The following is a 19456-nucleotide window of genomic DNA, read 5'->3' on the forward strand; positions in this document are numbered from 1 at the left end:
GGATCAGGCCTTCCGGGGCAGGGCGTCGGCCACGGTCACCGCGCGGTCGATGAATCCGGTGCGGTGGAAGATGTCGGCCGCCTCCTGCTGCTCGGCGACGAACTCCTCGGTCACCGCCTCGATCGTCCACGGCAGCGCGCGCAGCGCGGTCTCCCAGTCGTCGACCGTCCCGCCCTGGTCGGCGGCGGCGATCCCGGCCGCCTCGCGGGGGTGCGCGGCGGCCCAGTCGTCGGCCCGCCGCAGCGCCCGGGTGAGCGCCTCGACCACCTCGGGCCGCCCCTCTGCCAGGTCGCGGCGGGTGAAGAAGACGGACCGGTCGGTGATGACCTCCCCGGTACGGACCAGGGTGCGCAGCCCGCCGGCGCGACGGGCGGCGGCGAGTTCGGCGCCCTGCGCGACCCAGGCGGTGATCGCCCCGGAGCGGAGCTTCTCCTCGCTGTCGGCGTCGGCGCTTACGGGGGTGATGTCCGTGGCGTACGAGAGGCCCGCGTCGTCCAGGGCCTTGGCGACGAGATGGGTCTGCCAGGAGCCGACGGCCAGGTGGACGGTGCCGCCCTGGAGGTCGGCGACGGTGCGGACCGGGCTGTCCTCGGGGACGAGCAGGGCGCCGTGGTCGGGGCGGGGCGCCGAGACGGCGGTGTAGACGATGTCGTGGCCGGCGGCCTGAGCGGTGACCGGCGGGGTGGAGCCGGTGCCGCCGAAGTCGATGGTCCCGTCGGCGAGGTGGGCACCGGTGCGGACACCGTCGGTGTACGGGTGCCAGGTCACGGTCTCGCCGAGCGCGGCGAGCTCCACCTCCGCGTAGCCGAGGCGGGAGAGGTGGTAGAGGGAGGGGTTGCTGCGGTGGACACCGATGACGACGGTCATGCGGACACTCCTTCGAGGGGGAGGGATACGGGGGCGGGGGTGGGGGCGCTCGTGGGTGCCTCTTCGGGCGGGTGGACGCCGAGGTCGGCGAGGAGTCGGCGGCGCAGGGCCACGAAGGCCGGGTCGCCGGGGTCGCGGGGGCGGGCCACGGTGACGGGCTCGTCGGTGACGAGCCGGCCGTCGCGCAGTACGGCCACCCGGTCGGCAAGGCGTACCGCCTCGTCGACGTCGTGGGTGACGAGCAGGACGGCGGGCCGGTGGATCCGGCGCAGCTCGCCCACCAGGTCCTGCATACGGAGCCGGGTCAGCGCGTCGAGTGCGGCGAACGGCTCGTCCAGGAGCAGGAGTTCGGGCTCCCTGACCAGCGCCCGGGCCAGCGCCACGCGCTGCGCCTCGCCTCCCGAGAGGGTGGCGGGCCAGGCGTCGGCGTGACGTTCGAGGCCGACCTCGGCGAGGGCCCGCAGGCCGGTCGCCCTGGTGGCGGCGCCGCGCGGCAGCCCGACCGTCACATTGGCGAGGACCTGCTTGGAGGGGATGAGACGCGGTTCCTGGAAGACGATCGTGCGGGCGGCGGGAACGAGGGCCTCTCCCCCGTCGGCGCCGTCGAGCGCGCCGAGGATGCGGAGGAGGGTGGTCTTGCCGCTTCCGCTCGCGCCGAGGAGGGCGAGGAACTCGCCGCGCGCCAGGGTGAGGTCCAGGCCGTCGAGCACGGGGCGGGCGCCGAAGACCCGGCGCAGACCGCGTACCCGTACGGCGGTGGAGGGCGTCGAGGGTATGGAGGCCGTGGAATCGGCGGATGCGGTGGACTCGGCGGTGGTCGCGGTCATCGGGGCCCTCCCCCGGGGCCGGCCGTGCGCCACGGCATGAGGACCCGTTCCAGGCCACGGACGAGGATGTCGGCGGTGAGGCCGAGCAGACCGTAGACGAGGATGCAGACAGCGAGGATGTCGGTGCGGGCGTAGCTCTGGGCCTGGGACATCAGGTAGCCGATGCCCTCGGTGGCGTTGATCTCCTCGGCGGCGATGAGGGCGATGACGCTCAGCGTCATGGAGAGCCGGAGACCGGCCAGGAGCGAGGGCAGGGCGCCGGGCAGGACGACCTGGCGGACGATGGCGATCCTGCCGAGACCGAAGCTGCGCACGGCCTCGACCAGCTTGCGGTCGGTGTTCCGGACGCCGCCGGTGGTGGAGACGTACATCGGGAAGGTGGTGGCGACCGCGATGAGCAGGATCTTCGCGGTCTCGTTGATCCCGAACCAGACCATGAAGAGGGGGACGAGGGAGAGGAAGGGGATGGTGCGGAGTGTCTGGAGCGAGGAGTCGAGGAGTTCGTCGCCGAGCCGGGTGAACCCGGTGGTGATGCCGAGGGTGAGACCGGCGACGAGCCCGATGACGAGCCCGGTCCCGGAACGGGTCAGGGAGGTGGCGAGCGCGTCGGGCAGCTGGCCGTTCCCCCACAGCTCCCTCACCGCATCGATGACTTGAGTGGGTGAGGCGAGTACGTCGGGGGTCAGGAGGCCGGTGGCGGAGGAGCCCCACCAGAGCGCGAGGAGGGCGACGGGGCCGAGCGCCCGGACGGTGAGCGCGTACGCGCGGGGGCGGGGGCGGCTGACCTGGGGGCGCGGCCTGACGAGTCCGGCGGTGCCGTCCTCGGCCGGTGTCCCCTTCGCGAGTGCGGCGGACGCGGCGGTGGTCGTCGTCGTCATGACAGCTTCTCGATGTCGAGGAGGTGGCCGGCGATGTCGACCTTGTCCGGCGTGACCTTCTGGTCGGCGTAGAACCCGGCGACGGTCTCGAAGCGCCTGATGTCCTCGGGGTCGATCGGGTCGACGGTGCCGCCCTTGCCGGTGAAGGAGATCTGCACCTCCTTGGCCTTGCCGTTGACGGCGGTGGGTCCCGCGTCGGTGAAGACGTTGAGGTAGGCGGCCGGATCCTTCTTCTCCTTGGCGCTGTTGTCGTGGAGATAGGTGTAGAGCGCCCTGACGATCTCCGGGTGGTCCTTCGCGAAGCCCGAACGGACGGCGTTCAGGCTGTAGTTGTCCGATCCGATCGCGGCTCCGTCCGCGAGGAAGTGGGCCTTGCCCGCACCGATCTCGGCGACGGCGTAGGTCGACCAGACGGCCCAGGCGTCGACCTGCCCGGCGTTGAACACGGCGGCCGTCTGGTCGGGCCGCAGATAGACCCGCTCGACCTTGTCGGCCGGGACGCCGGCCTCGGCGAGGGCCTTCAGGAGCAGGTACTCGCCGGTGCCGCCCTTGTTGACGGCGACCTTGCGGCCGACGAGGTCCCGGACGGAGGCGATGTCCGAGCCCTCGCGGACGAGGATGCCCTCGCCGACGGGGTCCGGGTCCGTGGCGGTGAAGAAGGCGAAGCCGGGGCTCTGGGAGAGGGAGGTGATGCCGGAGGTGATCGAGCCGGTGGCGATGTCGAGTTTGTCGGCGTTCATCGCCTGGGCGGCGGGCGCGAAGGGACCGGCGCTGCCGGTCCACGCCACCTTGGCGCCGACGGCGGCGAGCGCCTTGTCGAGGCTGCCGTCCTTCTTGCCACGCGCGAGGACTCCGGCGTTGCCGGGGTCCGGGATGCGGATGGTGACCGTTCCCTTGCCGCCGTTCGCCCCGCCGCCCTGAGCGGCGGCCGGGCCGCCTCCGCAGGCGGTGAGGGTGGAGAGTGCGACGAGAGCCGCGAGGGCCGCCGGGGCGGCGAGCGGGGTGGTGGGGCGCATGGCGGGTGTCCTTCGGAAGCGGAGGGGAGGGCGGGGTGACGGGGCGGGCGGGGTGACGGGGCGGGCGGGAGGGGCGGGCTTGCGCAGGGGTGCGGTGCGAGCGGCGGGCGGGTCTGGTCCGCTGGTCCGCGGCCTGGCCGACGGGGCTGGGTTGCGGCGCGGGCCGGAGTGCCCGGTGCGGCTGGGTTTGCCGCGCGGGCCGGAGTGCCCGGTGCGGCTGGGTTTCGTTCGCGGTTACGGGACCGGGGTCGGCGATGGCTCCCGCTGGGCGGTGGATACCAGTCGGCGGGCCTCTCGGAGCGGGTCCGGGGCGGCCCAGGCGCGTACGTCCACCGCCTCGGGCAGGAAGCCGTGCGCACGCAGGGCCGCCCCCTGCCGGGCGAGCAGGTCGAGCCTGGTGTCCGACAGGTCCGGGTGCAGGGTGCGGTGCGTACCGGGCCCGTAGGCACCCGCGACCCCCTCGGCCCCGGCGCCCGTCTCGGCGCCGAGGATCCTGGCGACCTCGGCCGGCTCGTCGGCCGCCCAGTCGGCGGCGCGCAGCAGTACGGCGAGGAAGCGGGCGACCAGCTCGGGGTGCTCGTCCAGGAGGTCCTGATGGACCGTGAGGGGGCGCGGGGTCCCGTTGTTGACGCGGTGCGCGGGGTCGGGGAGTTCGTCGAGCTCCACCGCCACCTCCGCCCCCGCGCGCCGGGCCGCCTCGACGGCCAGGGCGCCCTTCACGTACACCGCGTCGACCTCGCCCCGGCGCAGCGCGTCCAGTTCCGCGGCCCACTGTCCCTGACGGCCGTCGGCGGGTACGTCGACGAGGACGGCGTCGTCGAGCCCGTACCCCGCCGAGGCGAGGACGCCCTCGAAGCCGCGCAGGGCCATGGCCCGCCAGAAGTCGATGGCCACGGAGTGCCTGGGCAGGGCGAGCCGGAGACCCCGCAGGGCGGCGGCGCCGCGTACCGGGGAGCCGGGGGCGACGAGCACGACCTGTCGCTCCTCGATCCAGGTGAGGCCGACGAGCCGGGTGCGCTCGCCACGCGAACGGGCCCACAGGGCCGGCACGTTGCCTCCCTCCCGGAAGAGCCCGGGGAGTGCGTGGGTGAAGTGGGTGGCGCGGTCGGCGCCTGGCTCGGCGTCCTGGAGCGAGCGGACGGCGATGCCGTCGGGTGCGAACTCCCCGGCCAGCCAGCCACGGTCGGCGGCGACGCCGGTCGCGGTGGGGACGGGGCAACGGGTGAACCAGAGCGTGTCGGGAACGCGGGCATGCGTCATGGAGGACTTCCCGGGGTGGGGTGGCGAGAGGGGGATGGGGTGGGACGGCGACCGGAGGCGGACGCGACCGGAACTCGGGAGATCCGGGCGTCGGAAAGGCCTCCGAGGCTGCTCGGTACGAACAGCGCGGAGACGCAACGGAGTCAGCCGACATCGAAGAGGAGAGCGGTGGCGTGAAGGCGCCCATGGCAGGTGCACCACGGCAGAACCGCGTCGATCACGAACGGCGTCAGTGCCCCGCGCCGTCAGCGACCCGCGACCTCGGTGGAGACCCGAGGCGGCAACGCCCGGCGTCCCGTCGCGTCAGCGACAGCCGGCGCCCGCGACCCGCGCCAGGTCGATGTGGCGGCGCCGGGTGAGCCCGAGCGGCGCGGGAGTGGCGGTGGGCGTACAGCGTGCGGTGTGTCGTCCGTTCATGGCTGGCCCTGCTCCCTCCGGCTCGGTGTCGCTGTGGTGGCTTGGCCGGAACCCTGCCATGGAAGGTCCACCGCCGACAACTCGGCTCCCACGATGTGGGATTGCGTATGAACGGAGTGTTTCCGACCTCGCCGGACCCCCGATTCGGCTCCCGCCATGTGGGAGCGTGGGAGCCCGATCACCCACGGGGAGCGAACCCTATGACGACCGAGGCCGGCATCGCCCGACCCCCGGCGGGCGCCCAGGCGGTCCGCCGCGCACTCGACGTACTGCACTGTTTCCACGACAACGGCCCCGACCTGAGCGCCTCCGACCTCGCACGCCGGCTCGGGCTCGCCACCTCCACCGCACACCGGCTCGCCCGGACCCTGCTGGATGCGGGCTTCCTGGAGCAGGACGGCCGGACGGCCCGCTACCGGCTGGGCCCGGCGATGACGGAACTGGGCCGCCTCTCGTACCACCGGAGGGGGCTGCACCTGGCCGCGCCCGAGCTGTCCGATCTGGCCGAACGGACCGGTGCCATTGCCGACTTGGCACTCCGCAGCGGCCCGCACGTGGTCATCGTGGCGGGCGGTTCGGTGACCCCGAAGGTGGGCCTGCGCCGCCCCGTTGCACTCGACGGCGCTGGGGAAGGTGCTGCTCGCATGGCCCAGGGCGGGCGAGGCAGGTCCGCGCTCGCTGCCCCCGCTGTACGCGTTCACCGAGCGCACGATCGTCGAACCCCCGGCTCTGGCTGCCGAGTTGGCACGCGTACGGGAGGCGGGGTACGCGCTCAACGACGGCGAGTCGGCCCTCGGGGTGCGGACGGTGGCCGTGCCCGTACTGGAGCGGACGGGGCAGGCGCGGTTCGCGCTCGCGGTCCGCGCGACCCCCGAGCTGATCACCGACGCGGGGCTCGACTGGTACCTGACTCAGGCGCGGGCCTGCGCCCGCGCCCTTGAGGTCCTGCTGCTCGCCCCGGCGGAGCGGCGGGACCCGGGCGAACGGGCGGGGTAGGTACGGGCGCCGGGCGAGGCCCGGACCGCCACGGCAGCGCACGACCAGCAGACACGGCGCCCGCCCGGAGATTTCCGCACGGTCGTGCGTTCAGTACCATGGAGGGATGAGCGGCAGCACCGGAAGCGGCACCGGAACCAAGACGGACGGGCGGGTCGAGCGCGGGAACCAGACCCGGCGCCTCGTGCTCGGCCGGACCATGGACATCGCCTCCGTCGAGGGCCTCGAAGGGCTGTCCCTGGGACGGATCGCGACCGAACTCCAGCTGAGCAAGAGCGGCGTCTTCGCCCTCTTCGGCTCGAAGGAGGGACTCCAGCTCGCGACGGTCCGGGCGGCCGTCGCCGTCTTCGTGGACCGTGTCGTCACCCCCCTGAAGGACGTGCCGCCGGGCGCGCTGCGGGTGCGCGAGCTGTGCCGGAACTGGCTGGCGTACTCCTCGGAGCGGGTCTTCTCGGGCGGCTGCTTCTTCTACGCCGCCTCCGCGGAGTTCGACGCCCGCACGGGGCCCGTCCACGACGCCGTCGCCCAGACGCGACGCGACTGGACCGCCTACATGGAGGGCGCCCTGAACGAGGCCCGGGCCGTGGGTGACTTCGCCGGGGACCTGGACGTGGAGCAGGTGGCCTTCGAGGTGATCGCCCTGATGGAGGCGGCCAACGCGCAGTCCGTCCTGTTCGGCGACCCCGGGGTGTACGCCCGCGCCGAGGGCGGAATCACTGCCCGGCTGCACAGCGCGGCCACGGACCGGGGCCGGTCCGCGCTCGCCGCACTCGGCAATCCCGTCGCCCCCGCCGCTCAGCGGTAGGGCTCCTCAGCCCGCCGTCACGCCCTCCCCCGCGCGTTCGCCGACCGGTGCCGTCAGGAACTCCACCGCCTCGGCCACGACCTCCGCGTCCGTCAGGAGGCGCCGGTGGCCGAGCGACTTCGTGACGACGAGCCGGGCCCGGTCGCCGTGGGCCCGCGCGAGCCTGCGCGCCTGGGCGAGGGGCACCATGTCGTCGCCCTCGTCGTGGAACAGCAGGACGGGCGCGCCGAGCGCGCCGGGGTCGCGGTCCGCGTCGAAGCGGTCCCAGATGCCGCGTTCACCGGGCGCCAGGCGCCCTTCGACGTACGCCCGCATGCACCGGATCACCCGCTCGTCCAGCCCGAATCCGGCCCGGAAGCTCTCGGCGAGCATCTCGAAGGAGCCGACGCCGCCGAGTCCGACGAAGCGGCTCGTACGGATGCCGTCGCGGAGGGCGAAGAGGGCGGCGAGGACGCCGAAGCTGTGGGCGACGACGGCTTCGAAGTCACCGTGTCGCGCGTGCAACCCCCGGACGATCTCCCGGTATTCGAGGATGTTGCTGGCCCGCCCCGGAGACTCTCCGTGTCCGGGCGCGTCGAAGGCGACGACGCTGTGGCCGCGCGCGAGCAGGGCCTCGGCGAAGGCGGTGAGCCGCGAGGCGCGCGAGGACCAGCCGTGGACGAGGAGGACGGGGCGAGGGCCGTCTCCCCAGGCGTAGGTGACGACGTCCTTGCCCCGGACACGGAGGTGTCCGGTGCGCGCGGCGGCGAGGAGCGCCTGCTCCCCCGGCTTGACCTTCGCCCGGCCGAGGGGACGGACGAAGAGGTGGAAGGCCAGCCGGCCGGCCGCTCCGGGGGCGACGCGGGCGGCGGTGTTCAGGGCGGGGCGGATGAGCGGAGCCATCGGGTACATGCCGGAATCTCCTCGGTCGTCCTGGGATGGAAAAATGTTAGCACGACCGTTCGTGTTGTTTTAGAGTGGAGAAAGAGGCGGGCCGGCGCCCACCCGGGGACACCGGCCCGCCCCCTCACCACGGTCGACAGGCCAGGCGATCAGCCGCTCACTCGGCCTCGTCCGCCGCTTCCTTCTTCGCCCTGCTCGGCTGCACCCGCTTCGGCTCGCCCGGCATCTTCGGGTACTCCGGCGGATACGGCAGGTCCCCGAGGTCGTGTTCCGCCTCGTCCCGCCGGGCCAGCTCCAGCAGGGACTCCAGCCCGAAGCGCTCGTCGTCCATGTCGGCGTGGACGTCCCCGACCTCGGCGTACCGGACCGGCATGGTCCTGATGTCGAAGTCCCGCGGCACGGCGTCGTCGATCTCCTCCCACCGCAGCGGGGCCGACACCGGCGCGTGCGGGCGGGGGCGTACGGAGTAGGCGGAGGCGATCGTGCGGTCCCGGGCGGTCTGGTTGTAGTCGACGAAGATCCGCTCGCCGCGCTCCTCCTTCCACCACTTGATGGTGACCCGCTCCGGCATCCGCCGCTCCAGCTCCCTGCCGCAGGCGATGGCCGCCCGCCTGACCTGCGTGAAGGTCCAGTCGGGCGTGATCGGCACGAAGACGTGGAGCCCCCGTCCGCCGGAGGTCTTCGGCCAGCCGCGCAGCCCGTGCTCGCCGAGGACGGCGCGCAGTTCGTGGGCGGCGCGGACCGCGTCCGAGTAGTCGGTGCCGGGCTGCGGGTCGAGGTCGATGCGCAGCTCGTCGGGGTGGTCGGTGTCGTCCCGCCGCACCGGCCAGGGATGGAAGGTGACGGCGCCGAGATTGGCGGCCCAGAGCACGGCCGCGGGTTCGGTCGGGCACATCTCGTCGGCCGACCGGCCGCTGGGGAAGGTGATGTGGGCGGTCGGGATCCAGTCGGGCAGGTACTTGGGGGCCCGCTTCTGGAAGAAGGACTCGCCGGTCACCCCGTCGGGGTAACGCTCCAGGGTGGTGGGGCGGTTCCGCAGGGCGCGGGTGATCCCGTCCCCCACGGCCAGGTAGTAGCTGACCATGTCGAGCTTGGTGTAGCCGGGTTCGGGGAAGTACACCTTGTCCGGGTTGGACACGCGTACGGTCCGGTCGCCGACTTCCAGTTCCACCGCTGCCGCCTTGCCTGCCATGCGGGTCAGCCTAGGGCTCGCCGACAACTCCCGCATACCGGACAATCGCCTCATGGATCTGCCGGTGATGCCGCCCGTGAAACCGATGCTCGCCAAGTCCGTGAAACGCATCCCGCCCGGCATGCAGTACGAGGCGAAGTGGGACGGCTTCCGCGCGATCGTGCACAGGGACGGACCCGAGCTGGTCATCGGCAGCCGTACCGGCAAGCCCCTGACCCGCTACTTCCCCGAACTGGTCGAGGCGCTCGCGGCCCGGCTGCCGGAGCGCTGCGTGGTCGACGGCGAGATCGTCATCGAGCACGACGGCCATCTCGACTTCGACCGGCTCAGCGAGCGGATCCACCCGGCCGACTCCCGGGTCCGGATGCTGGCCGAGACCACCCCGGCCCGGTTCATCGCCTTCGACCTGCTGGCGCTCGGCGACGCGTCGCTCCTCGACACCCCGCTGAGCGAACGCCGGGAGGCCCTGGAGACGATGCTCGCCGGGGTCGACACGCCCGTGCACCTCGCCCCCGCGACCCGTGACGCCGAAATCGCCGCCCGTTGGTTCGAGCAGTACGAGGGAGCGGGGCTCGACGGCGTGATCGCCAAGCCGCTCGACCTGCCGTACCGGCCCGACGCCCGGCTGATGTACAAGATCAAGCACGAGCGGACGGCCGATGTCGTCGTGGCGGGCTACCGCTTCCACAAGAGCGGACCCGTGGTCGGCTCGCTCCTGCTCGGTCTGTACGACGAAGGCGGCGCCCTCCAGCACGTCGGCGTGTGCGCGGCCTTCACGGCCGTCCGGCGCGCCGAGCTGATCGAGGAGTTGGAGCCCCTGCGGATGGACCCGCCGGACGGACACCCGTGGGCGGCGTGGGCGAACGAGGCCGCGCACGAGGGGGCGCGGCTCCCGGGAGCACCGAGCCGCTGGTCGGGCAAGAAGGACCTGTCGTGGGTGGCGTTGCGGCCCGAGCGGGTCTGCGAGGTCGGATACGACCACATGGAGGGCGACCGCTTCCGGCACACCGCCCAGTTCAAGCGCTGGCGCCCGGACCGTACGCCGGAGTCCTGCGGGTACGGGCAGCTGGACGAGCCGGTGTCGTACGACCTGTCGGAGATCCTGACGTGAGTCCGGGCCGCAGGCCGTGACGCCGGCCCGACGGTGACGCCGACCGCGACGCCGGCCCGACGCCGATTCCGGCAGCGGCGCCGACCGTGGCACAGGCCCGACCGGTCAACCTGACCACACTGGCCACCCCGACCGCGCCAGCCATCCTGACCACACCAGCCACCCGGTTCACACCGCCCCCTCTGGCCACCCCAGCCGTCCCCACCCCCATCGATCCACCGAGTGAGATGCTTCACATTCTTCGGTCGAACCGTTTGCCCCAACCAGCCCAAACCGACAGCCCGTTCGACGAACGTATGGTCGACACACAGGGACGGTATGCAATTCCGTCGCGGCCACCCGCCCCCGTACCTGCGAGAACGTTCCCAGCCGCCCAGGGCTCCCGTACCCGCTCCCCCGGCCAGGACCCCCGACTGCCCGCCCGAGGGGCGCCCCGTCGTTGCCCCACCGGGACATCGCCGGGCCGGAACCCGTACGGCGATCCGGTACGTATGGAGTGGAGACCCTTCCGTACCCTCCCCGGACCGACTAGGACTGACCCGTGATCACCTCGCCCTCGCGCCTCGTTCCCGTCCCGATCCCCGACCACGTGGCCGCGCTGATCGGCTCCTGCCTGCCGCTGCACGTCCTCCAGGCGGAAGTCGACGCGGACTGCGCGGCCCGCGAGGTCTACCGGTTCCGTGGGCCGCTCTGCGCGGAGGACCGTGCGGACCGCGAGCACGCGCTCGCCGCTCTCGCCCGCGCCAACAAGATCCTCGCGAAGCACCACCCCCACCTGCCGGTCATGCCCTGACCGGCCCTACCCGCGCGGCCCCGGGCAGATCCTGACGGGCCCTCTCCCCGCGCTCCGGGCGCCCCCGGAGGACCGCCCCTCCGGCTCCGCCCGTTCGGCCGTCCCCCGCATGCACGCGGCCGGGGCCGGTGTGACGCTGCGAGAGTGACCACGACCAGCGACGCAGCGCCCGCGCCCCCGGCCGCCACCGAGCCACCCGTGCTCGACAGCCGCCGCCGCAACATCGTCTTCGGCACGATCATGCTGGGTGTCCTCCTCGCCGCCCTGGACCAGACGATCGTCGGCACCGCGCTGCCCACGATCGTCTCGGACCTCGGCGGCGCCGCCCACATGTCGTGGGTGGTCACCGCCTACCTGCTCGCCGAGACGGTCGCGACCGTCCTCGTCGGCAAGTTCGGCGACCTCTTCGGCCGCAAGGTGATCTTCCAGATCTCTGCGATCGTCTTCATCACGGGCTCGTTCCTCTGCGGACTCGCCACGAACATGACGCTGCTGATCGTCTGGCGCGGCCTCCAGGGCATCGGCGCCGGCGGTCTCATGGTCACCTCGATGGCCCTCATCGCCGATGTGATCCCGCTGCGCGAACGCGGCAAGTACCAGGGCGCGATCGGCGCCGTGTTCGGCGTCTCGACGGTCATCGGCCCGCTCCTCGGCGGGCTGTTCACCGACCACCTCACCTGGCGCTGGGCGTTCTACGTCAACGTGCCCATCGCGATCCTGGTCGTCATCGCCGCCGCCCGCACGATCCCCTCCGTACGCTCGGCGAGCCGCCCCGTCATCGACTACGCCGGCATCGCGCTGGTCGCCGTCGGCGCCAGCGCTCTGATCCTGGCCACCAGTTGGGGCGGCAACGAGTACGCCTGGACCTCCGGTGCCATCCTCGGTCTCTTCGCCCTCGGGACCATCTCCCTCGGCCTGTTCTGCTGGGTGGAGACCCGCGCGGCGGAACCCATGCTGCCGATGCGGCTGTTCCGCAACCCGGTCTTCACCGTCTGCTCCGTGCTGAGCTTCGTCGTCGGCTTCGCCATGCTCGGCGCGATGACCTTCCTGCCGACGTACCTCCAGTACGTCGACGGGGACTCGGCGACCGTCTCCGGCATCCGCACCCTGCCCATGGTCGTCGGTCTGCTGATCGCCTCCATCTTCAGCGGCAACATCGTCAGCAAGACCGGCCACTACCGGAGCTTCCCGATCATCGGCTGTCTCGTCATGGGCCTCGGGCTCTATCTGCTCTCCCTCATGAACCCGGACACCAGCACCTGGCTGGCTTCGCTGTACATGTTCGTGCTGGGCGTCGGCATCGGCCTGTGCATGCAGGTCCTCACCATCGCCGTGCAGAACACCGTCGACTACGCCGACCTCGGCACCGCCACCTCGGGCGTCACCTTCTTCCGTACGCTCGGCAGCGCCTTCGGCACCGCCGTCTTCGGCACGATCTACGCCAACTCCCTCAAGCCCAACCTGACGGCCGGGGTCGGCGAGGCCTCGGCCGTCGCCGAGAGCCTCGGCGTGGACCCGTCCGGCATCGCGCAGGCCGCGCAGAGCCCCGCCGGCGTCCACGGCCTGCCCGAACAGATCGCGCGGCCGATCGTCGACGCCTACGCCGACACCCTCCACACCGTCTTCCTCTGGACGGTGCCGGTGGCCGCCGTCGGCTTCGTCGTCGCGCTCTTCCTGAAGCAGGTGACGCTCCGCGACTCCGCGCGCGCCGCAGCTCCCGACATGGGCGAGGGCTTCGGCTCCCCCACCACCTCCGGCGACTCGGCGAGACTCCTCGAACTGTCCGTCGGCCGCCTCCTGCGCCGTATCGACCTCGACACGGCCCGGCGGATCGTCGCCGCGTCCGACACCCGGCTCGACACGGCCGGGGCCTGGGCGGTGATGCAGGTCGAGCTGTTCACACGGACGGTCGGGCACGCGAGCCTCGGCCTGATCTCGGCGGGGCGGCGGGTGCCGCCCGAGGTGCTCCTGCCGGTCTTCGAGCGGATGGTCGACGAGGGGTATCTGACCCGCGACGGCAATCTGCTCTCGCACACCCCGGCGGGCGAGCGCGAGGCGAACGTGATCACACGGGCGTGGGGCGACTGGCTGTCCGAGCGGGTCGAGCGGGAACAGGGCCGGCCCAGCGGGCCCGAACTGCGGGTGGCGACGGACGCCATCGCCAAGAAGGTCGTCGCCGAGGACCTCGCGACGGGCATCCCGGTCGGCCGGACGACGGTATCGGCGGGGGTCCGCTGATCCTGCCCCGGCGCCCCGCTACTCGCCGATCTCGCCGTCCACGTACACCCAGGCGCCCTCGTGGCGCGCGAAGCGGCTCCGCTCGTTCAGCGCGCCCGGTTCGCCGCCGTGGACGTACCGCGCCGTGAAGGTGACGGTGCCGTGCTGGTGGAAGGCCGTGCCCTCGGTGGCGCCCTCGATCTCCAGACCTGTCCAGCGGAGCCCCGGGTCGAAGTCGACCTCCCCCGGCCGCGTCGCCGGAGCCCAGGTCCGCAGCAGATACGCCTCGTCGCGGACCACGAAGGCGCTGTAGCGGGAGCGCATCAGCAGTTCGGCCGTGGGCGCCGTGCCGCCCGTCCCCGTGTGGAAACGGCCGCAGCAGGCGCCGTAGACGGCGTCGAGCCCGCAGGGACAGGGCGAGTCCGCGGTCACGGCGGGCGCGGTGCGGCTCACGGCCGCGCCGGCGGAGGAGGTACGGGGGCGGGTCTTGCGTCGGGACATGCCGTCATTCTCCCCCACCGGCGGCGCGCGCCGGCGCCCGGCATGTGGACGGTCCCGTGGACTCCGGGCCGTCCTCCCGCTGCCCGGAGGGTGCTCCCGAGTAGCGTACGAGCATGAAACTGACGATTCTCGGAGGCGGCGGATTCCGGGTGCCACTGGTGTACGGCGCCCTCCTCGGGGACCACGCCGACGGGCGGGTCACCCGGGTCACCCTGTACGACCTCGACGCGGGGCGGCTCTCGGCCATCGCCAGGGTCCTCGCCGAGCAGGGCGAGGGCGTGCCGGACGCGCCGGAGGTCACGGCGACCACGGATCTCGACGAGGCCCTGCGCGGGGCGGACTTCGTCTTCTCGGCGATCCGGGTGGGCGGTCTGGAGGGCAGGGCGGCCGACGAACGGATCGCGCTCGCCGAGGGCGTGCTCGGGCAGGAGACCGTGGGGGCGGGCGGCATCGCGTACGGGCTGCGGACGGTCCCCGTCGCGGTCCACATCGCCCGGAGGGTCGCCGCCCTCGCCCCGGACGCCTGGGTCATCAACTTCACCAACCCCGCCGGTCTGGTGACGGAGGCGATGTCCCGGATCCTGGGCGATCGGGTCGTCGGCATCTGCGACTCCCCCGTCGGTCTGGGCCGCCGGGTCGCCCGGGTGCTCGCCGCCGACCCGGACGAGGCCTGGATCGACTACGTGGGCCTCAACCACCTCGGCTGGCTGCGGGGGTTGAAGGTCGGCGGCCGGGACGTACTGCCCCGGCTGCTCGCCGACGAGGAGGCGCTCGGCTCCTTCGAGGAGGGCCGGCTCTTCGGCCCGGAGTGGCTGCGCTCCCTCGGCGCGATCCCCAACGAGTACCTGCACTACTACTACTTCAACCGGGAGGCCGTACAGGCCTACCGGACGGCGGAGCGCACGCGCGGCGCCTACCTCCGCGACCAACAGGCCTGTTTCTACGAGGAGATGGGAAAGCCCGACACTCCGGCACTGGCCGCCTGGCACCGTACGCTCGCCGACCGGGAGGCCACCTACATGGCGGCGAACCGGGAGTCCGCCGGGATCGGGGAGCGTGACGAGGAGGACCTGGAGTCCGGCGGCTACGAGAAGGTGGCGCTCGCCCTCATGCGGGCGATCGCCCGGGGCGAGCGGGCCACCCTGATCCTCAACGTCCGCAACGGCAGCACGCTCGCGGCGCTCGACGCGGACGCGGTGATCGAGGTGCCCTGTTTCGTCGACGCGAACGGCGCGCACCCGGTGTCGGTGTCCCCGCTGCCGTTCCACGCGGTCGGTCTGGTGACGGCGGTGAAGGCGGTGGAGCGGGAGGTCCTCGCGGCGGCGGAGAGCGGCTCGCGGGCGACCGCGGTGAAGGCCTTCGCGCTCCATCCGCTGGTCGACTCGGTGGCGGTGGCCCGCCGCCTCCTGGAGGGGTACGCGGCGGAGCACGCGGGCCTGGCGTACCTACGGCACTGAGCCGTCGCCCGGTCGTACATCCGACGAACATCTTTACGGGGTCGGGGGCGCGTCCTAGGCTCGCGCCCCATGACCTCACAGCGCAGTGGAGTTCGACGAGAGGTGGCCCGCGTCATCGCGGTCTGCCTGCTGGCCGCCGGCCTGGTGGGAGCCGTACCGGCGGCAGCCGAGACACCGACGGGTGGCGGCCCGGTCGTCGTCCCCGTACAGACCACCGGCCCGGCCGACCGGCGGTTCAACCTGGTGTTCCTGGGCGACGGATACACCGCCGCCGAGATGCCGGCCTTCCGGGCCGATCTGGAACGGCACCTGAACACGCTGTGGAGCATCGAGCCCTTCGCCTCCTACCGCTCGTACATCAACGTCTGGGCGGTGGAGTCCCCTTCGGCCGAGTCCGGAGTCGACTGCGACCCGGGGCTCGACGCCCCCGCCCGCGACACCGCGCTCGACATGGGCTTCTGGGGCGGCTGCAATCCGGGCAGTGTGCAGCGACTGCTGACCGTCGACGGCCGGAAGGCCGCCGCGCTCGCCGATCTCGTCCCCGGCGCCAAGGGCGCCAACCGGCAGATCGTCGCCCTCGCGCACAGTTCCACCTACGGTGGCGCGGGCGGCGGTTACGCCACCGCGTCCGGCGGGAACGCACTGTCCTCCCTCATCACCCCGCACGAGATAGGCCACTCGCTCGGCGGCCTCCAGGACGAGTACGACTACTACGGGCGGGGCGTACCGGGCGGGACGTACTCCGGCCCCGAGCCCTCCTCCGCCCACCACACCCTCCTGACGGAGCGGCAGATGCTGGACCAGCGGGCCAAGTGGTGGCGCTGGCTGGGCGAGCGGAGCGAGGCGGGCGGGGTGATCGGCCGCTTCGAGGGCGGTCTGTACAACACGAAGGGCGTCTGGCGCCCGAGCCGCCACTCCCTCATGAAGACCCTCGGCTACGCCTTCGACCAGGTGGAGCGCGAGGTGATGGTCCGGGCGATCTCCGCGAAGGTGAACCTGGTCCAGGACCACACCCCGAACGAGGCACCGGTCGGGGCGGACCGGACGGTGTGGGTCGACACCCTGCACCCGGTCGGCGGCGCGCTCTCCGTGACCTGGCGGCTGGACGGCCGGACGCTCCCCACGGGCGGGGCCCGCACGGTCGACGTGCGGAGGCTGCGGCTCGCGCCCGGCCCGCACACGCTGACGGCCACGGTCACCGACCCGACGCCGTTCGTCCGTGACCCGGCGGTCCGCGCCTCCCCCGCGCTCACCCGGACCGTGAGCTGGACGGTGGACCCGTCGCTCATCACCGCCCGGGACGACACCCCGGCCGGGTTCACCGGCCACACCCCCACCGGCTCCCCGGTCGGCGCCAGGACCGTCGTCCACGCGGACACCACCCACCCGGTGGACCGCACCCCCGTCGTCCGCTGGCGCCTCGACGGTCGTCCGGTCGCCACCGGCGCCAACGACCGTGATCTGGACCTGCGTTCGCTCCGGATGGCTCCGGGCACCCACACCCTGACGGCTCGTCTCCCCGGCACCGCCGAGACGTTGACCTGGACGGTGGACGCCCGTCCGGCCACCGCCGCGTACGAACTGTCGGAACCGCTGCGTACGGTACGACGCCCCGGGCGTCCCGTGGAGTACGTGTACGACGGCCCCTTCACGATGCGGCTCACCGCACGGGACGACCAGGAGGGCGCCGCGGTCGGCCAGTTCCGGGTGGACGGCGACGGCTGGTACACGTACTACGGCTGGCCCACGGACGCGGACGCGCCGTTCCGCTTCACCCCGGGCGGCACGGTGATCGACGACCTCGTGTACGGGAAGCTCGGCCGGAGCAGGGCCGTGCCGTGGGACGACGCGACGCCCGACTACGGCACGCACACCGTCGAGTACCGCACGGTCGACGCGGCCGGCAATGTGAGCGGGGCGCGGAGCTTCCTGGTGACCCTGAACCCGCCGGGCCGCTGACGGACGGCGGGACGGGCGCACGAGAAGGCCCGTGGACCGTCCGGTCCACGGGCCTTCGTCCGCGCTGTTCCTGTCGGTCAGAGCTTGCGGGCCACCCCGGCCCACCCCGGGATCGGGTCGTCGCCCTGGACCGGGACCGGCTCGCCCAGCTCCGGGTGCCACTCGGCGGTGAGCGCCACGCCCGGCTCGACGAACTCCATGCCGTCGAAGAACGCGGCCAGTTCGTCCCGCGAGCGGGGCCGCAGGGTCAGCCCGCGCGCCTTGTACATGGCGGTGGCCTGCGCCGCGCCCTCGGGGTTGAAGTCCCCGGTGACATGGGAGAGGACCAGGTAGCTGCCCGGTGCGAGCTGGTCCACGAGCTTGCGGACCAGCTCGTACGCGCCGTCCTCGTCCCCGACGAAGTGCAGCAGGGCGAGCATCGACAGCGCGATGGGCTGATCGAAGTCAAGGACCTTCCCGGCCCTTTCGAGGATGACCTCGGGGTCGCGGGCGTCCGCCTGGATGTACTCGGTGGCCCCCTGCGGGGTCGAGCGCAGCAGGGCGGCCGCGTGCGCGAGCACGATCGGGTCGTTGTCGCAGTAGACGATGCGGGAGTCCGGCGCGGCCTGCTGCGCGATCTGGTGCAGGTTGGGCTCGGTCGGGATGCCCGTGCCGACGTCCAGGTACTGGCGGACGCCGTGGGCGCTGAGCCAGCGGATGGCCCGATGCATGAAGGCCCGGTTGACGCGGGCCATGTCCCGGCCGCGGGCGTCGACGGTCAGCAGCTGGCGCGCCATCGCCTCGTCGACGGGGTAGTTGTCCTTGCCGCCCAGGAACCAGTCGTACATACGCGCCGGATGAGGCGTGCTGGTGTCGATGTGAATTCCGCCGTGTGGGGCTGCGGGGTCCTGGGTCATCGGCTCTCCTGGTCGGGATGAACGAGTGGCGCTACAACAAGAGTTACGCGACGCTACGGGCGGGGCGGAAGGGGTCAGGTGAGGAGAAAGTCAGCCTGACCGGATTTGGCCCCCTGGATGAAGGCGGCGATCTCCCCGTGGGTGTAGATGAGCGCGGGTCCTTCAGGGTCTGCGGACTGTCGCACGGCGACCCTGCCGTCGGCCAGCTTCATGGCCTCCACGCAGTTGCCCCCGTTCCCGCCGCTCCAGGGCTTGTGCCAGCCCTCGGCACCTAGCTCAGCGGCGGGCATGCCGTTGTATACGCGATCCATTCACAGCTCCTTGCGGAGACTCCGGAGAATCTCCTTCGTGCGTTGTGCAGTCGCGGCCTGAGCCGCCATGCGGTCCATGACCTCCAGGTGGGACGCCACCTCGGGGCGCGCGTCGAGATAGACGGCGCCGGTCAGGTACTCGCTGTAGACCATGTCCGGCAGTTCGGGCATGGCGAAGCGGAAGAGGACGAACGGTCCGTACGTCCCCGGGTGGTGGCCGGAGGCGAACTCCGCGATCTGCAGGGTGACGTTCGGCAGCTCGGCCGCTTCGAGCAGCCGGTCGAGCTGGTCGCGCATCACTTCGGGCCCGGCACCGACCGGTCGGCGGAACACCGTCTCGTCCATGATCACCCAGAACTTGGGGGCGTCCTCCCTGGTCAGCAGGGACTGACGCTCCATCCGTAGGGCTACATGGCGTTCGGTGTCCTCGTCCTTGTCGGCATCGCTGCCGCCACCGACCGCCCCGCTGCGCAGAATGGCACGGGCGTACTCATCGGTCTGGAGCAGACCGGGGATGAACTGCGGTTCGTAGGCGCGGATGAGGCTGGCGGCCCCTTCCAGGCTCACGTACATGGAGAACCAGCCGGGCAGCACGTCGTGGAACCGCTGCCACCAGCCAGGGAGGTTGGCCTCCTCCGTGAGGGCGACGAAGCCCTCCGCCTCGGAGTCGGTGATCCCGTACTCCTTCAACAGGAGCTGCACATACGGGACCTTCAGGGCGACCTCGGCGGTCTCCATGCGCCGGACCGTGGCAGGGGCCACCCGGAGGACCTTCGCGGCCTCTTCCCTCTTCAGGCCGGCACGCTCCCGCAGATCCTGCAGGCGCCTGCCGAGAACGACCTGTCCCACCGTGGGGGCGGACCGCGGCTCGCTCACTCTCAGACCTCCCCGACGCACTGTTTCGACGAGTGTGACACGAAGCAGGCCAAGAGAGAACACGGCACTCTGCAATTTTCAGAGTGCCACTTGCCAAGTGTCCGAGTCAGGAGGACAGTGTTCCGGTGAACCAGTACACGCTGCCGCCGTGCGCCACCGCGCCACGGTGACAGCGCCGTACGGCAGTCCTGCCCA

General features: G+C 72.4%; 18 protein-coding genes and 1 pseudogene. 7 read left to right on the plus strand and 12 right to left on the minus strand.

The features are described 5' to 3' along the window. Nucleotides 1-3 precede the first annotated feature (3 nt). The 6 genes from ABT154_RS17500 to ABT154_RS17525 form a co-directional block, all read right to left on the minus strand. Nucleotides 4-867, minus strand: a complete 864-nt coding sequence (locus ABT154_RS17500; RefSeq protein WP_351857703.1) for an ABC transporter substrate-binding protein — start codon at nt 865-867, stop codon at nt 4-6. After that, nucleotides 864-1694, minus strand: a complete 831-nt coding sequence (locus ABT154_RS17505; RefSeq protein ID WP_351857704.1) for an ABC transporter ATP-binding protein — start codon at nt 1692-1694, stop codon at nt 864-866. Before ABT154_RS17505 ends, ABT154_RS17500 begins: the two co-directional genes overlap by 4 nt. Further along, nucleotides 1691-2572 (minus strand): ABC transporter permease, encoded by an 882-nt coding sequence (locus ABT154_RS17510; RefSeq protein ID WP_351857705.1) that lies wholly within the window; start codon nt 2570-2572, stop codon nt 1691-1693. The genes ABT154_RS17505 and ABT154_RS17510 overlap by 4 nt, the downstream gene beginning before the upstream one ends. Next, the gene (locus tag ABT154_RS17515) at nt 2569-3588 is read right to left on the minus strand and encodes an ABC transporter substrate-binding protein (RefSeq protein WP_351857706.1); all 1020 of its coding nucleotides are present in this window, start codon (nt 3586-3588) and stop codon (nt 2569-2571) included. The genes ABT154_RS17510 and ABT154_RS17515 overlap by 4 nt, the downstream gene beginning before the upstream one ends. 234 nt (nt 3589-3822) lie before the next feature. Beyond that, nucleotides 3823-4848: an ABC transporter substrate-binding protein gene (locus tag ABT154_RS17520; RefSeq protein WP_351857707.1), complete on the minus strand. Its 1026-nt coding sequence runs from the start codon at nt 4846-4848 to the stop codon at nt 3823-3825. A gap of 303 nt (nt 4849-5151) precedes the next feature. Next, entirely contained in the window at nt 5152-5265 is a 114-nt protein-coding gene (locus tag ABT154_RS17525; protein WP_317875008.1) for a putative leader peptide, read from the minus strand. Between the two features lie 200 nt (nt 5266-5465). On the opposite strand from ABT154_RS17525, the pseudogene ABT154_RS17530 reads away from it, so the two are divergent. Further along, nucleotides 5466-6261 (plus strand): annotated as a pseudogene (locus tag ABT154_RS17530) (IclR family transcriptional regulator). Nucleotides 6262-6367: 106 nt separating this feature from the next. Next, on the plus strand, nt 6368-7066 hold the full coding sequence (locus ABT154_RS17535) for a TetR/AcrR family transcriptional regulator (protein ID WP_351857708.1): 699 nt from the start codon (nt 6368-6370) through the stop codon (nt 7064-7066). A 6-nt stretch (nt 7067-7072) separates the two neighbouring features. On the opposite strand, the gene ABT154_RS17540 is transcribed toward ABT154_RS17535, so the two are convergent. Together ABT154_RS17540 and ligD are read right to left on the minus strand one after the other, a co-directional pair. Next, entirely contained in the window at nt 7073-7957 is an 885-nt protein-coding gene (locus tag ABT154_RS17540; RefSeq protein WP_351857709.1) for an alpha/beta fold hydrolase, read from the minus strand. Between the two features lie 148 nt (nt 7958-8105). Next, the gene (gene ligD / locus ABT154_RS17545) at nt 8106-9140 is read right to left on the minus strand and encodes a non-homologous end-joining DNA ligase (protein WP_351857710.1); all 1035 of its coding nucleotides are present in this window, start codon (nt 9138-9140) and stop codon (nt 8106-8108) included. A 52-nt stretch (nt 9141-9192) separates the two neighbouring features. On the opposite strand from ligD, the gene ABT154_RS17550 reads away from it, so the two are divergent. The 3 genes from ABT154_RS17550 to ABT154_RS17560 all read left to right on the plus strand — a co-directional run bounded on the left by ABT154_RS17550 (nt 9193) and on the right by ABT154_RS17560 (nt 13282). Further along, on the plus strand, nt 9193-10251 hold the full coding sequence (locus ABT154_RS17550) for an ATP-dependent DNA ligase (protein ID WP_351857711.1): 1059 nt from the start codon (nt 9193-9195) through the stop codon (nt 10249-10251). A gap of 541 nt (nt 10252-10792) precedes the next feature. After that, the gene (locus ABT154_RS17555; protein WP_502969532.1) at nt 10793-11044 is read left to right on the plus strand and encodes a hypothetical protein; all 252 of its coding nucleotides are present in this window, start codon (nt 10793-10795) and stop codon (nt 11042-11044) included. 144 nt (nt 11045-11188) lie between these two features. Further along, the gene (locus tag ABT154_RS17560; protein ID WP_351857712.1) at nt 11189-13282 is read left to right on the plus strand and encodes an MDR family MFS transporter; all 2094 of its coding nucleotides are present in this window, start codon (nt 11189-11191) and stop codon (nt 13280-13282) included. 18 nt (nt 13283-13300) lie between these two features. Here the strand turns inward: ABT154_RS17560 and ABT154_RS17565 are convergent, their stop codons facing one another. Continuing rightward, nucleotides 13301-13762, minus strand: a complete 462-nt coding sequence (locus ABT154_RS17565; protein ID WP_351857713.1) for a YchJ family protein — start codon at nt 13760-13762, stop codon at nt 13301-13303. 113 nt (nt 13763-13875) lie between these two features. Here ABT154_RS17565 and ABT154_RS17570 point away from each other — a divergent pair, with 113 nt between their 5' ends. Together ABT154_RS17570 and ABT154_RS17575 are read left to right on the plus strand one after the other, a co-directional pair. Beyond that, nucleotides 13876-15219 carry a 6-phospho-beta-glucosidase gene (locus ABT154_RS17570; protein ID WP_351857714.1) on the plus strand — a complete coding sequence of 448 codons (1344 nt, stop codon included), beginning with the start codon at nt 13876-13878 and terminating at the stop codon, nt 15217-15219. Between the two features lie 69 nt (nt 15220-15288). Continuing rightward, nucleotides 15289-17178, plus strand: coding sequence for a M64 family metallopeptidase (locus tag ABT154_RS17575; protein WP_351857715.1), 1890 nt, complete (start codon nt 15289-15291; stop codon nt 17176-17178). 77 nt (nt 17179-17255) lie between these two features. On the opposite strand, the gene ABT154_RS17580 is transcribed toward ABT154_RS17575, so the two are convergent. From ABT154_RS17580 to ABT154_RS17590, 3 genes are all read right to left on the minus strand, one after another. Then, nucleotides 17256-18074: an SAM-dependent methyltransferase gene (locus ABT154_RS17580; RefSeq protein WP_351857716.1), complete on the minus strand. Its 819-nt coding sequence runs from the start codon at nt 18072-18074 to the stop codon at nt 17256-17258. A 74-nt stretch (nt 18075-18148) separates the two neighbouring features. Further along, nucleotides 18149-18385, minus strand: a complete 237-nt coding sequence (locus ABT154_RS17585; protein WP_317875019.1) for a DUF397 domain-containing protein — start codon at nt 18383-18385, stop codon at nt 18149-18151. Beyond that, a complete protein-coding gene (locus ABT154_RS17590) occupies nt 18386-19261 on the minus strand; it encodes a Sco1979 family transcriptional regulator (protein WP_317875020.1) in 876 nt (291 codons plus the stop codon). Nucleotides 19262-19456: the final 195 nt, after the last annotated feature.

The organism is Streptomyces sp. NPDC001728, assembly GCF_040297565.1.
Taxonomy (GTDB): Bacteria; Actinomycetota; Actinomycetes; order Streptomycetales; family Streptomycetaceae; genus Streptomyces.

Bases quoted from the DNA above. Each gene is read 5' to 3' on its own strand.
- ABT154_RS17575 (WP_351857715.1), top strand. From the start codon at position 15,289: ATGACCTCACAGCGCAGTGGAGTTCGACGAGAGGTGGCCCGCGTCATC.
- ABT154_RS17525 (WP_317875008.1), bottom strand. From the start codon at position 5,265: ATGAACGGACGACACACCGCACGCTGTACGCCCACCGCCACTCCCGCG.
- ABT154_RS17510 (WP_351857705.1), bottom strand. From the start codon at position 2,572: ATGACGACGACGACCACCGCCGCGTCCGCCGCACTCGCGAAGGGGACA.
- ABT154_RS17580 (WP_351857716.1), bottom strand. From the start codon at position 18,074: ATGACCCAGGACCCCGCAGCCCCACACGGCGGAATTCACATCGACACC.
- ABT154_RS17535 (WP_351857708.1), top strand. From the start codon at position 6,368: ATGAGCGGCAGCACCGGAAGCGGCACCGGAACCAAGACGGACGGGCGG.
- ABT154_RS17565 (WP_351857713.1), bottom strand. From the start codon at position 13,762: ATGTCCCGACGCAAGACCCGCCCCCGTACCTCCTCCGCCGGCGCGGCC.
- ABT154_RS17515 (WP_351857706.1), bottom strand. From the start codon at position 3,588: ATGCGCCCCACCACCCCGCTCGCCGCCCCGGCGGCCCTCGCGGCTCTC.
- ABT154_RS17540 (WP_351857709.1), bottom strand. From the start codon at position 7,957: ATGTACCCGATGGCTCCGCTCATCCGCCCCGCCCTGAACACCGCCGCC.
- ligD (WP_351857710.1), bottom strand. From the start codon at position 9,140: ATGGCAGGCAAGGCGGCAGCGGTGGAACTGGAAGTCGGCGACCGGACC.
- ABT154_RS17505 (WP_351857704.1), bottom strand. From the start codon at position 1,694: ATGACCGCGACCACCGCCGAGTCCACCGCATCCGCCGATTCCACGGCC.
- ABT154_RS17500 (WP_351857703.1), bottom strand. From the start codon at position 867: ATGACCGTCGTCATCGGTGTCCACCGCAGCAACCCCTCCCTCTACCAC.
- ABT154_RS17585 (WP_317875019.1), bottom strand. From the start codon at position 18,385: ATGGATCGCGTATACAACGGCATGCCCGCCGCTGAGCTAGGTGCCGAG.
- ABT154_RS17520 (WP_351857707.1), bottom strand. From the start codon at position 4,848: ATGACGCATGCCCGCGTTCCCGACACGCTCTGGTTCACCCGTTGCCCC.
- ABT154_RS17570 (WP_351857714.1), top strand. From the start codon at position 13,876: ATGAAACTGACGATTCTCGGAGGCGGCGGATTCCGGGTGCCACTGGTG.
- ABT154_RS17550 (WP_351857711.1), top strand. From the start codon at position 9,193: ATGGATCTGCCGGTGATGCCGCCCGTGAAACCGATGCTCGCCAAGTCC.